Origin of the sequence: Imperialibacter sp. (genome assembly GCF_040222385.1) — a bacterium.
Classification (GTDB): Bacteria; Bacteroidota; Bacteroidia; order Cytophagales; family Cyclobacteriaceae; genus Imperialibacter.
In genome coordinates this window covers 1-13556 of sequence record NZ_JAVKDF010000020.1, presented here as the reverse complement: position 1 = coordinate 13556, position 13556 = coordinate 1, and the positions used below count along the sequence as shown (strand labels likewise).

The window sequence follows — 13556 nt, the reverse complement described above, 5'->3', positions numbered from 1 at the left end:
AAATGAATATTCTGATTTTTAGCCCTCTGGGAGGTTACAACGGCGCTGAAGTCTTTCTGAAAAACCTGGTTCGGCATCTTCCGGAAGATATTGATGTAGCCTTTTACTTTGAAAAAAAGAATGGACTTTCAGAAGAGCTCTCTGGAAGTTTTAAGGTTTTCTATCCCTTGTCTGAAGTGTCTACTTTTTGGAGGCTGATTGGACGTCTTGCTGATTTGGCGCTTTCTTATAACCTTGAGAGAAGAAGAATTCTCAGAATTCATAGAAATTTTAAAGCCGATGCGTGGTATATAAATACGCTAAACCTTCCTAAAATTGCCTTTCTGGCTAAATCGAGTGGAATTCGGTACATTGTTCATTTACATGAGCTCACATCAATGTATAGCAGGATGCCCGCCAGGGAGATGGACTTAATGATTACCAATGCGCTGCTGGTGATTGGCTGCTCGGAAGAAGTAAGCAAAAACGCATCAATATTAGGAGCCAAGCAGGTTGAAACATTTTACGAGGTAATTGATTTTGAGCCAATTAAAGTAGCGGCATCACGGAAAGTTGGTAGAAAATCATTCGGGCTGCCCGAGTGGGGATTTCTTTGGGTAGCTTCGGGAGCTCCGGACTATCGCAAAGGAGTGGATTACATACCCGCTATTGCCAAAGCAGTGGGCGGGCGTGGCAGTATTCTATGGTTGGGGCATGGTAATTCAGGATTGAAGTTTTTTGTTGAAAGGCAGTTGGTGGCTATGGGGTTGAGCAACGTAGTTTTCATGGGCGAGCGACATGACGACTACTACGAAATCCTCAATCTTGCCGACGGTTTTATATTGACTTCCAGAGAAGATCCGTTTCCATTAGTGATGATTGAGGCAGCGGCTTTGGGTAAGCCAATTGTGTCGTTTAATTCCGGGGGTGTTTCGGAGTTTTTGAAAGAAGGAATGGGTATCATCGTGGCCAATCATGACATAAATGCTTTCATTTCAGCGATGAGCCAGGTAATGAATCGGTCTGTGGTTTTTACATCCAGCAAGTCGATTCAACGGGCCAGAAATTTTGATGCGAGCCTTAAGACGATGGACTGGCTTAAAATTGTTCAAAATTATCTGCGATGACTGAGCCGCTGGTTTGCATTTCTGTTCTCAATTGGAACAAACCGAAAAAGACTATGGAGTGTATAGAGTCTCTTCGAGCTTTGAAATATACCAACTACATTATTGTTGTTACTGATAATGCATCAACTGACAACTCATTCGAACTTCTTCAGCTTTCTTTTCCAGAGATTCATGTAATTAGAAATCAGACCAATACCGGATATGCCGGAGGCCACTACCAGGCGCTGAATTATGCCGAAACCATTGGAGCTGAACTGTTTTGGGTATTGAATAACGACCTTCTTGTTGAGCAAAACACGCTTTTTTGTCTGGCGAAGCATTATCTGAGACACTCAGGACACATTTATGGCAGCGTTCCTTTTTTTAATGGTTTACCCCAGTCAATTACACTTTGGTCAGTTAACAATGGGCGGGTTGATTTTGACAGCAAGTTGGCAGTTGAGGATTTTTTTGCGACCAATGGCCAACCATTGGCGACCAGTGAATACCTTGAATTAGCCAATGTGCATGGTTCCAGCATGTTGATTCCACTAAATATTGTTGAACAACATGGATTTCTTGACAAGAGCTTCTTTATGTATGCTGAAGAAATTGAGTTTTGCTTTAGATTGCTTAGTAAAGGTATTACATCGCACTTAGTGTTGTCGTCAAGAGTGGTGCACGAATCGGGAGGCTCTACCAATGACAATGCCAAAACAAAACAGATAATGAGTTATTATCAACGGCGCAATTTTCTGGTTGTTTTGAGAAGGTATAGAGGCTGGCCTTTCTATTTGGAGTTGCAGAAAACATATTTTAAAGAATTTATTGTACGTATCGTGAAAGGAAAACGTGTAGATCGATATAAAATGTTAGGCTGCCTTCATGCTCTTATTGGTCTAATGGGAAAGCGACTTTCTAATGAATCCTTATCTTAGATGAATACACCGGTATTGTTACTTGTATTCAATAGACCAGACACAACTAAGTTTGTATTTGAGGCGATAAGAGTTGCTAAGCCGGATAGGCTATTTATAGCGGCGGACGGCCCAAGGGCAGACCGGCAAGGGGAAGATTGCTTATGTCAGGAGGTGCGGGATATTGTTAGCAAAGTAGATTGGACTTGTGAAGTTAAAACGCTTTACAGAGACAGGAACCTTGGCTGTAAAGTTGCTGTAAGTGAGGCAATAGACTGGTTTTTTACACATTGTGAAAGTGGCATAATACTAGAAGACGACTGCGTACCTATCCAAAGTTTTTTTCATTTTGCCAGCCAAATGATAGCTCAGTACAAAGACGATGAGCGAGTAAAAATGATTTCGGGCACTAACTATTTGCCTGTAGGATATCAGATAGAACCAGATTATTTTTTTTCTCGACTGGCGCCTATTTGGGGTTGGGCAACATGGCGACGTGCTTGGAAAGAAGTTGACTTAGAAATGAATGAAATAGAGAAAATGAAACCATTAAAGGATCTTTATCCTGTTTTGAGGCACCGGTTGTTCTCGATCAAGCTATGGGACATGTTGCTTTTTCAGAAGCGGCACGGGAAATCGTCGTGGGCGTTGCCGTGGCAGTATAGCATATTAAAGCAGGAAGGGTTGACTATCATTCCCAGGACCAACTTGGTGGCAAACATTGGTCATGTTGGCACTCATGCGAAATCAGATTTTAGATTTAAGCATTTGAGGACTCAAGAAATAGAGTTGAAAACTGAAAAATTGGCACCTGAAGTGCCCTTGAGATTGGATCATCTCATGTTCGATAATATAATTTCAGTGGAGAAACAACGGGGAAGATTGATTTATATGTTGTTTGTGACAGTGCTTAGAAATATAATTGGTGCCAAATTTTAAGAAGATATTATTCAGGTTTTTATTGAGGTTTCAGGGTGTAAATGCGCTGCTAAACAACGTTCATTCAAAACGAAATAAAAAAAGAGTCCTTATTTCGTACATAACGTTTCCGTTTGTGTATGATGCCAAAAAAAAAGACCATACAAACAAGGTTGAGTCACTGGCGCTTGCAGAGGTATTTGACATGTTGGGCTACAATGTGGATGTTATTCAGTACACAAGCGATAGGCGAATAGATTACGAAACATACGACATAATATTTGGTTTAGGCAAACCGCTTGAGAACTATTTTCTTTACCACCAAAGAGGGCACTGCAAAGTTATTTGGTACGGGATGGGTTGCTATCCTTATTTTACGAGCCAACAATCCATATCGAGGTTAATTGAATTTCACAGTCGTCATGGTTTGTGGCTTACCGAATCGATAAGAGTTGATCCACTTCCGTATTATTTACAAATTGCTCTGGCCGATTTGATTATTGTGAAAGGCTCCTCCTTTACAAAATCCACTTACGAGCCACGTTCGGCTAGCAAAATAGAGCTGATAGAGACATCAGTATTTTTGCTGGACGGGTGTAATTTAGGAGAGAAGGATTTCTCTTCGGCAAAGACCAGATATCTGTGGTTTGGCAGTTCAGGCGCACTACACAAAGGATTAGATTTGTTAATTGAGGCTTTTGAAAGAAACAAAGATCTCGAACTCCATATTTGCGGGCTGAGTAAGCATGAGAACGAATTCCGCCGCTTCTATTCAAAATCATTTTCTAAAGGTAACATACATGATCATGGTTTTATCGATATTGAAAGTGAGTCATTTAGGCACTTGTTGGAAACGTGCTCATTTGTCATCGTACCGTCAGTGGCTGAAGGAAATTGTGCATCAGTAGTGACCGTGGCTGCCAACGGAGGCCTTATCCCGGTAGTCACTCAGGCAGCCGGTATTGATATGACGCATGCCATTGAGATTTCTGAGGTTACTGAGGCAGGGATCGAAAATTCGATAAAACGGAGTCAGGAACTATCATTGCAGGAAATCTCAAGACGATCAAAATTGATTCATGATAGCTTCAGAGAAAAACACAGCATCACGAATTACAAATCCATAATTTTTGAAAAATTGAGCAACTTCTTTTTACCGACTGTTGAATGAATTTTCCTCACTATCGAAATCTGTTGGTATCTTCAAAATACCGGAAAACGTATTTTGAAAAACGCAGGCTTTTGAAGCTGAAGAGGCGTGTTAAGGGGCTTACAAACCTGACGGGTAGGCCTATTCAGTTTGTTGATGCCTTATCATTTGTAAGTATGTATGACGAAATATTGGAAAGGAAGTCGTATTCGTTTAAGGCTAAGCCTAATGGCTTGATAATAGACTGTGGAGCAAATATTGGCTTAAGTGTTATTTTTTTTGCAGAGAACTATCCCGATCACGAAATTATTGCATTCGAGCCAGACCCTGAGGTGTTCAACACACTTCAGAAAAACATATTGACTCAGGAAGAATCTGTTATCAGAAGAATTAGGTTGATACAGGCAGCAGTTTGGAAGTCCGAAGGCAACATAGCGTTCAGCAGCGAAGGTTCGGATAGCGGATCTTTGGTGGCTGGAAACGTTAATTCCAGAGAAATTCAGATAAACTGCAAACGGCTTCGTGACCTGTTAAATCAGGAAGTAGACTTCCTGAAGATAGACATAGAAGGCGCAGAATATGAAGTTATTCTTGACTGCAAAGACAAGTTAGTTAATGTTAACAATCTTTTTTTTGAGTTTCATTCCTACGAAGGCAAACAACAGAAATTGGATAAGTTGCTCCGAGCTGTTAGCGACGCCGGGTTCCGTTATTATATTGAAGAAGGCTCCATAACTGCTGGCAGGCCCTTTATTGAGGTCAATAGTTATTTAGGAATGGACTTCCAGGTTAATGTGTTTTGCTACAGAGAGTCGGAATCTTCATGATGAGCATTCTCCATATTTGCTCTATAGCCGATGGCGGCGCTGCTCACTCAGCAATAAGACTGCACAGAGGCTTGCTAAAAGCCAATATTGATTCTAAAGTTTTGTTCATTGACAAGCCAAACGCTATGTTGTCACAGGGGGAATACTCCTTCTTCAAGGAGTTTCCGTCAAACAAACTTGAAAAATTTCTTTTGTTTGTAAAGCGTCGTTTCCTTTGGCGGATTAAGCTCATTTTTCTTTCAGGAAGGCCGAAGGGGTTTGAGTGGTTTTCTACTACCGAAACGCACTACACAATTAATAAGCTTGCAATATTTAAACAAGCGCAGGTGATTCAAATCCACATTGGAACCGACTTTGTTAACTATGAGAGCTTTTTTATTGAGCCAAAGGCATTTATTTTAACATTGCACGACATGCATGCCTTCACGGGGGGCTGTCATTACTCATCTGGGTGCGAAGAGTTTGTTGCAGGCTGTAGAAACTGCCCTCAGCTGGCGACACCCTGGAGGCATATACTACCACGAATGGCTCTTTCAAAAAAACAAAGAGGGATTGTAGCTTCCAGAACAGTCTATGTAGCGCCGTCAAAATGGTTACTTGGCCAGGCTGCAAAAAGTAAGGTCTTCGAAGGAAAGGAAGGATTCCATATTCCATATGGAATTAATGTAGGTTTGTTTAAAAACGACGAGACCGAACCGGCCGTTTTATCCGATGACCCAAGACTGATTCTATTGTTCGTGGCTCAAAACGTGGGTAACAAAAGGAAGGGCTTTGATTTATTGTTAGCAGCCCTACAGGAGATGAAGGTTGAAAAGGACAGGCTGGCAATTCATATCGTTGGCTCGTTTTCAGATGAGCTGAATCTACCCTATGAGGTTATCTCCTACGGATACGTGCATGATGAAGTTGAAAAGACAAAGATTTACAATAACGCTGATTTTTTTGTTGCACCATCAAGGGAAGACAATTTGCCCAATACGGTTTTGGAAGCATTGGCCTGCGGACTTCCGGTAGTAGGCTTCAATACTGGTGGCTTGCCTGATTTGGTTGTCAATAATTTTAACGGGATTCTTGTCGATGAAATTAATGCATCAGGTCTTTCCGATGCAATTGAACGTATTTGTGGCGATAGCAAGCTATTGAGTACGCTGAGAAACAATGCGAGTAAGCATTTTAAGGATGAATGGATCGATTCTCATGAAGTCGCTTCGTATCTGAACTTATATGCGAGAATTCACCAAAACGAGCAATCTGGTAATAAGCTACGTACCAAGAATTTGTAAGCTAAAGCAGGAGGGAGTTGCATGCTTTTATACACTAATATAGATGGAGTCAGTAAGGATCACTACACTTCGGTTCTATCATTTCTGATGGGGAGCCCGAATGCTGACACACATTCAGCATTCCTGGAATTCTTTCAGTCAGGAAGCTCGTCGATTAAACTGACAACCAAGGAGCAGGCAGATTATCTGCTTTTTCCTGTCAACTGGGAGGTGTTTTTGAAGTATTATACTTCAAATGAATCTTTGATTAAATTCCGGAAAGAGTGTCTCTACAGCAATAAATCAACAATCATTTTTTTTTGGAGTGATAGCGATGAGGAGGTAGATTTCCCGAATGCTTATGTTTTTAGGACTTCGTTGTATAAATCCAGTTTGGGAATCCGAGTCTTTTCGATGCCTTGCTGGCAAAATGATCTTACTCTTTCATATCAGGCAGGCTCAATCAAGACAATTCAAAAGACAAAAAAGCCTTTGATAGGTTTCAGGGGGCAAGCTGAACCTTTCTCCTTGCCAGTAAAAGAGCGTCTAAAAAAGGCTGCGAATAGAGTATCTCACCTTGTCGGCTCAAACTATGGGTTTCGTGAGTATTATCATAAGGGGCACCAGTTAAGATCTGCCGCTATGCACCAGATAAAGAAAAGCCCTGACATTGACACTGATTTTCAGATTCTCACAGAATTCGGAGGAGATAGCCGACTGTCAAGGAGGGAAAACACAAAGCTGTACGTTGACAATATTTTTAACAATCAATATAATTTGTGTATAAGGGGGGGCGGTAATTACTCATACAGGTTGTATGAAGTGCTCTCAGCCGGAAGGATACCAGTTATTCTTAACACAGATTTGGTTCTTCCTTATGATTTTTTGATAAGCTGGAAAGAGTTTTGCGTTTGGGTGGAAATGGATGAGCTGGCCATCATTAACGAAAAGATTTTGAAATTCCACGAACAATTAAGTGAATCTGAGTTTGTTGACCTTCAAATAAAAATAAGAAAAGTATGGCTTGAGTGGATTTCACCTTTAGGCTTTTTTAAAAACCTTGAAAAACATTTTCATAGTCAAAATATGAATACAGTGGTATGAAAAACCTTATATTGACCGTTGCGGCTAACTATAATTTTTATCATTTATTTAGGTTTGTGAAATCTCTGGAAAGAACCGGCTATACTGGTGATGTTGTAATTTTTCTTGCGTCCAATAGCGGAGCCCGGACAAAAAATGCTCTGGAAAAGAACGGTGTAAGATGTTTGTTTTTTGATCCGGTGTACCCGTATTATGCTGGATTGCGAGATCTGGGAATGGAAGGCCTTAAAAGACCGATGCACATTTTTAACTACCGGCACCTGATGTTTCATGATTTTTTGACCAGAAGTGAAAACAAGTATGAAAGGGTGATGATCGCCGATTCAAGGGATGTGTATTTTCAACGTAATCCTTTTGATTTTGAGTGGACAAACGGTCTTCATTGCGCAATTGAGTCAAAAAAAATCAAATTTCGGGAGAGCAAGGTAAATGTTGACTGGCTAATAGCTGGGTTTGGACGGCAGGCTTTGGATGTGGTGGGTGACAGCTATATAAGCTGCGCCGGCACTATTTTTGGTGATATTGAAACTATAAAAGAATATGAAACCAAGATGTTGAACCAAATAGCTCGCTTGGAGAATCCGTTTAAGTGCATCGACCAGGCTATCCATAATCTACTCATCTACTCAAAACTTGTTGAGCCAACTTTTTTTATAGAAAATGAATCGGGACACGTGTTAACTATGGCTCTGATGGATAAGGTGTCTTTAAACAAAGATGATGAGGTTATAAATGAACTTGGAATGGTTGTCAATACTTTGCATCAATACGACAGACATAAAGAAGTTGACGAAGTAATTTCTCAGAAATTGTTTGGTAGCAAATTCCAAAAGAACTGGCTTAAGCTTTCATATAAAGTTTGGAGTTAGTGATGGAATATTCTAAGATATCTATTGTTACTCCGTCTTATAATCAAGCTTCGTATCTTGAAGACACGATCGATTCAGTTTTGAGCCAGAGTTATCCAAAGCTGGAATACATAATAGTTGACGGAGGAAGTACAGATAATAGTGTCGAGATCATTGAAAAATATTCACGTCACCTAAAATTCTGGATAAGTGAAAGTGACCGTGGGCAGAGCCATGCTATCAACAAAGGGCTCGCATATGCTGAGGGAGAAATTGTAAACTGGGTCAACAGTGATGATAAATTATTAGCAGGATCGCTGGAAGTTGTTAACAACTATTTTCAGGAAACTTCCACAAACATCGTTTGTGGCCAAGCGCTTCTACGAAACGGTGCTTTAACGGGACTCAAATCATCAACTAGGCCTGGTAAGGATATCAACGAGTTTATTGCTTTAGGCCAAATTATGCAACCAGCCACTTTTTGGAGAAAGGACGTTTTCGACAAATTTATGCCATTGGAGGAGTCTCTTCACTACATGATGGATCATTATATTTGGCTTAAATACATCAACCAGAATGGCATAAATGGCATTCGATACATACCTGAAACGTTGGTAGAGGTGCTAATGCACAACGATGCTAAGTCTATAAATAGCCTTCACCTTTTTGAAAATGATAGGAGGAGGATTTACGAAGCATTTTTGACAAGAGGCGTAAAAAAGGAGAAATTGTTCAAAATTGATGAACAACAAAGACTTTCCTTTGATCCCTTAACGGATAAGATAGATATTTCTCCTTCCCGGGTTTCTTTTCTGCTGGAATATGATATGCTTTTCACAAGGGACAGATATGGAGAACGAAAAGGAGTAATAGTACAGCGATTTTTTAGGTTGATATTACTGTACCCCATTCAGTTTTTTAGACAGGTTGCTGGCAAGCTCGGTTTTGGGTAGTTCCTCCAGAAACCAGATGAGGCTTTGGCTTATAAGCGGCTTAGCTATAATATCTGCCATTTTAACAGGTGATTATTAGGTAAAAAGGGTTCACAAATGAAGGTGTTACATATTATCGATAGCATGGCAATAGGAGGAGCCGAGGAGTTAATAATTAAAACTGTTGGCTTCCTGAAAGATAGAAGTAAAATAGCTAGCGTCGTTGTTACCTTGTTTGGTGGCGGTCCTCTGGAGAAAAAGGTAATTTCTGACGCCGCTTATTTTTGTCTGAAAGATCAACCGTTGCCGGTTAAAATGTTCTCACTGAGGGAGATTATCCGGAAGGAAAATCCTGACGTAATTCATAGTCACTTATTTAGATCCGTCGTTATATCCCGCTTTGCAGCACGAAGAAAGGACTATTTGATCAATTCGTACCACACAGCTTTTCATGACCCTGCATCAATTGAATTTTCATATAAGCAGTTGATTGCAGACAAGCTAACTTTCCGCAAGCGATTTGTCAGGATGTATGTTTCAAACACAGTCGCACGGTCGATTTCAAAGGCTTTAAATCGAAATGGCAGGGAGTATGTTCTTCCGAATTTTGTAGATGAGAGATTTGTTCCAGCATATAATCCCAAACCATCGGCAGAGCTTAAGGTAGTAATGGTTGGTAACTACAGGGAGCAAAAAAATCATGCGCTCGCCATTTGGGCTCTTTCAGAAGCAAAATGCCGCACCAAAATAAGCATTGATATATATGGCTCCGGCCATCTTGAAGCCAGTCTTTTGGCTCTGATAGAAAGACTGGGGGTAAATGTAAAATTGAAGGGACTTGCCAGCATTAACTCACAATTGCTTGGAAGGTATGACTTGTTTTTAATGACGTCGCTGCATGAAGGCTTGCCTCTGGCATTAATTGAGGCTATGGCGTCAGGCTTGCCTTGTCTTCTAAATGACATTGCTGAATTGCAGGAAGCCGGAGGAAGCGCTGCTTATTATTTCGAAAAGAATAACCAAAGTGATTTGGCAAAAGCATTAGATTTACTTTCTGCCAATAGGGATGAGTTGCCTAAGAGATCGATTCTTTCCATTGAACAATCGGGAAAATATGATCAGAACACCTACTTTGCCCAACTCTTAAAAATCTATAGCAACGGATAACTTGAAATAGCCAATGTGCGGAATTGCCGGATCATTTTCAATCAACGGAAGGCTGGAGGATCGTACTGTCAGGGATGTTTTGTCAAAATTGAAACATAGAGGACCTGATGCAAATGGTTTTTTCAACAGCGACTCGAAAACGCTTACCCTGCTTCATTCGAGACTTAGTATAATCGATCTCAATGCTAGATCGAACCAGCCTTTCCATAGTTCGTGCGGGCGGTTTGTGATGGTGTACAATGGCGAGTTGTACAACTTCAACGAACTCATTCGGGAAATGAATATGCGACCGAAGACCAGCTCAGATACTGAAGTTGTATTGGAAGTTTTTCTGAGGTATGGGATAGAAGGGGTTGCTAAGTTCGATGGAATGTTCGCTTTTGCGATCTATGATAAACAAGATGAAGTGGTTTGGATGGCGAGAGATCGAATAGGAGAAAAGCCACTTTATTACAGTCGGCAGGAAGGCTTTGCATTTGCATCAGAACTTAAGGCGCTGCTTCCAATGCTTCAACAGCTGCCAAAGATCAATCATAGTGCCGTCAGGGCCTTTTTGCATGTTGGTTATGTTCCAGCAGCACAAAGCATTTATGATAATATATTTAAGTTCCCGGCTGGAAGCTATGGTGTTGCAGACTTAAAGGGAAATCTTTCGATCACACGTTATTGGAATATTTCTGAGGCTCTTAGCAGTGAAACGATAAGTGATGAAGAGGAGGCTCTCACAAAACTCGAGCAGCTGGTTACATCCTCTGTTTCAAGCAGGTTGGTTAGCGATGTACCCTACGGGGCTTTTTTGAGCGGGGGTGTTGATTCATCACTTGTGTGTGCTATTGCTTCCCGATTGTCGGATAGCAAGCTCAATACTTTCTCCATAGGTTTTGAAAACAAGACCTTTGACGAAACATACTATTCTAAGAGCGTAGCGGCCCATCTTGGCACTAATCACCATGAATTTTTACTGAAAGAAATGCAGGCAGTTGACTTGCTTGACAACCTTATGGAGGTGTATGATGAACCCTTCGCTGACTCGTCGGCTATTTCGACCCTTATGGTTGCATCGTTAGCAGCTCCACATGTCAAGATGGTGCTGTCAGGTGACGGAGGTGATGAGCTTTTTCATGGTTACGGGTCATATATGTGGGCCAATAGACTTGAGAAAAAATATATCAAGGCGGCAGGCAAGCTCATAAGGGCAACGCTGCGGTTGCATCCATCAGGAAGAGCAAAAAGAGTGTCACCACTTTTTGGGCATACTTATGATGAAGGCGAGCGGAATCACATTTTCTCGCAGGAAAGCTATTTTTTCTCGAATGAAGAAATTGATACTTTGATGATCGATAAAGTGAAAGGCGGAAATTTCATTTATTCAAATAAGTTAAAGTTACCGAGGGAGCTGTTGGGGTCGGAAAAGCAAGCCATTTTTGATTTGGAGTATTATCTTCCTGATGACCTTTTAGTTAAGGTAGACCGATCAACGATGAGTTATGGCTTGGAATGTAGAGTACCACTTCTAAGCCACCATTTGATAGAGTATGCTTTAAATATAGATCCAACCTTGAAAATCAATAAAGGAGGGCAAAAATACTTATTGAAGCAACTGGTAAACAAATACCTTCCTTCGCAGCTTTTCGATCGTCCAAAATGGGGCTTTGGCGTCCCTATTCAGCATTGGTTAAAAAATGAACTGAAGTGGCTTGCAGACGAATTTTTGAGCAAAGCGACTATTGAAAAATATGACATTATTGATTACGGCAGGGTTAATTATCTCCAAAAACGGTTTAATCGTGGGGAGAACTATTTATATAACCGGCTGTGGGCAATAATAGTCCTTCATTGGTGGCTGAAACATAATCAACAGTAAGTGAGCGGGTTTTTAAAAACTATAGTGTATATCTCCTATGATGGTTTGACTGATCCTTTGGGGCAGTCTCAGATTCTGCCGTACCTGAGACGGCTCAAAAGACTTGGCCACGACATCTCAATTATTAGCTTTGAAAAGGACATGGGAAAGTTGTCCGCATTGTCTGTAGATCTGGAAAGTGAAGGGATTGTTTGGAAGGCCTTCTCCTACAGAAATAGCCCAGCTTTGTTATCCACTTTTTGGAATCTTTGGGAGGCGAGATCTTATATGAAAACTTACTTGTTCAACAGTAAGAAATTTGACATTGTCCATTGTCGTGGCTATATCTCTTCTTTCCTCGGGGCTTATTTGAAACGAAAGTTTGGTGTCAAATTTATTTTTGACATGAGAGGATGGTGGCCAGATGAAAAAAAAGACAGTGGATCCTGGGAAAAAGGACTATACAAATTTGTCTTTTATTACTTCAAGAAGGTAGAAAGGTTTTTTTTTAGATATGCCGATTATATAATTTCACTTACCGAAGCGGGAAAAAGCAAAATACTGTTACTGGGTGTAGCAAATGAGAAAAAGATAGGAGTTACTTCTACTTGTGTTGATTTTGACTCATTTCCAGAGTTTAGTATAGAAATCCGTTCGGAAACTCGAAAGGGATTGGACATCCCTTTGGCTGCACATGTGATGGTGTATAGTGGGGCGCTTGGAGGCAACTACCCAGTGGAAATTTTGCTCCCTATTGTTGAATCATACTTGTCGTTTTCGGGCGACAACTATTTCATTATAGCCTCCCATGAAGACAGCCAACTAGCCGGATTCAAAAGCCTAAAGGAGTTTTCTAGGATTAGGCTGGTCAGTAGCACATACAAGGAAATACACAAAGTTTTAATGGCAAGTGACTTAGGCTTCATTTTTTACAAACCCGGTATTTCAAATATTGGTCGATGCCCAACCAAATTGGGTGAGTATTGGGCAAGTGGTTTATATGTTTACTATAAGGGAGACGATATCGGAGACCTGGCAAGCTTTGCAGGTAGAGACTTCCCTTTGCAACAGTACGTTGAAAACACGGTTTCATCAAAGCAAATGCCAGTCTGGTCGAAAAGTCAACTAAGAGATTCGGCAAAGGAGCTGTTTAATATCGATAATGGAGTTAAATTCTATAATTTTGTTTATAGCATACTCTAGTGTGAGATACAAAAGAGAAATATTTCTTTGGACATTTTTTTTAAACTCTTTGCTGTTTGGCATTTATCCTGCTCTGTCGCAAACAGTTGATTTTTCTTTGCCTTCGCTTGTTTGCATTGCTGGAAATGTAGAAGTGGTCAATAGTTCCACAGGTATTGATACCTATGCCTGGGATTTTTGCGATTCTGATTTGAGTGTTTTGCCTTCAGCGTCATTGGAGAGCACGATAAGTGCATCTAATTTTTTAGGGAATATAGAGGTTGTTCAGTCATCAACAGGGGCCTGGTATGGTTTTGGGGT

At 40.7% G+C, this 13556-nt stretch carries 13 protein-coding genes; all 13 read left to right on the top strand.

Translation table 11 applies throughout. From position 1 onward, the window contains the following. The first annotated feature begins 2 nt into the window (after positions 1-2). On the top strand, positions 3-1106 hold the full coding sequence (locus tag RIG68_RS06055; protein ID WP_350119887.1) for a glycosyltransferase: 1104 nt from the start codon (positions 3-5) through the stop codon (positions 1104-1106). After that, a complete protein-coding gene (locus RIG68_RS06050) occupies positions 1103-2023 on the top strand; it encodes a glycosyltransferase family 2 protein (protein ID WP_350119884.1) in 921 nt (306 codons plus the stop codon). The genes RIG68_RS06055 and RIG68_RS06050 overlap by 4 nt, the downstream gene beginning before the upstream one ends. Continuing rightward, entirely contained in the window at positions 2024-2941 is a 918-nt protein-coding gene (locus tag RIG68_RS06045; RefSeq protein ID WP_350119881.1) for a nucleotide-diphospho-sugar transferase, read from the top strand. It begins immediately after the preceding gene. A 115-nt stretch (positions 2942-3056) separates the two neighbouring features. Continuing rightward, the gene (locus RIG68_RS06040) at positions 3057-4091 is read left to right on the top strand and encodes a glycosyltransferase (protein ID WP_350119879.1); all 1035 of its coding nucleotides are present in this window, start codon (positions 3057-3059) and stop codon (positions 4089-4091) included. Between the two features lie 71 nt (positions 4092-4162). Further along, positions 4163-4897 carry an FkbM family methyltransferase gene (locus tag RIG68_RS06035; protein WP_350119876.1) on the top strand — a complete coding sequence of 245 codons (735 nt, stop codon included), beginning with the start codon at positions 4163-4165 and terminating at the stop codon, positions 4895-4897. Beyond that, positions 4894-6180 (top strand): glycosyltransferase, encoded by a 1287-nt coding sequence (locus RIG68_RS06030; protein ID WP_350119874.1) that lies wholly within the window; start codon positions 4894-4896, stop codon positions 6178-6180. Before RIG68_RS06035 ends, RIG68_RS06030 begins: the two co-directional genes overlap by 4 nt. A gap of 216 nt (positions 6181-6396) precedes the next feature. After that, positions 6397-7263 carry an exostosin domain-containing protein gene (locus tag RIG68_RS06025; protein WP_350119871.1) on the top strand — a complete coding sequence of 289 codons (867 nt, stop codon included), beginning with the start codon at positions 6397-6399 and terminating at the stop codon, positions 7261-7263. Next, positions 7260-8132: a hypothetical protein gene (locus RIG68_RS06020; protein ID WP_350119868.1), complete on the top strand. Its 873-nt coding sequence runs from the start codon at positions 7260-7262 to the stop codon at positions 8130-8132. Before RIG68_RS06025 ends, RIG68_RS06020 begins: the two co-directional genes overlap by 4 nt. A gap of 2 nt (positions 8133-8134) precedes the next feature. Continuing rightward, on the top strand, positions 8135-9064 hold the full coding sequence (locus RIG68_RS06015; protein WP_350119865.1) for a glycosyltransferase family 2 protein: 930 nt from the start codon (positions 8135-8137) through the stop codon (positions 9062-9064). 96 nt (positions 9065-9160) lie between these two features. Beyond that, positions 9161-10210, top strand: coding sequence for a glycosyltransferase (locus tag RIG68_RS06010; RefSeq protein WP_350119862.1), 1050 nt, complete (start codon positions 9161-9163; stop codon positions 10208-10210). 13 nt (positions 10211-10223) lie between these two features. Beyond that, the gene (gene asnB, locus RIG68_RS06005) at positions 10224-12074 is read left to right on the top strand and encodes an asparagine synthase (glutamine-hydrolyzing) (RefSeq protein WP_350119859.1); all 1851 of its coding nucleotides are present in this window, start codon (positions 10224-10226) and stop codon (positions 12072-12074) included. Continuing rightward, on the top strand, positions 12075-13256 hold the full coding sequence (locus tag RIG68_RS06000; RefSeq protein WP_350119856.1) for a glycosyltransferase: 1182 nt from the start codon (positions 12075-12077) through the stop codon (positions 13254-13256). After that, positions 13216-13556 (top strand): hypothetical protein (locus tag RIG68_RS05995; protein WP_350119853.1); only part of this gene is annotated, 341 nt, incomplete at its 3' end. The genes RIG68_RS06000 and RIG68_RS05995, both read left to right, overlap by 41 nt.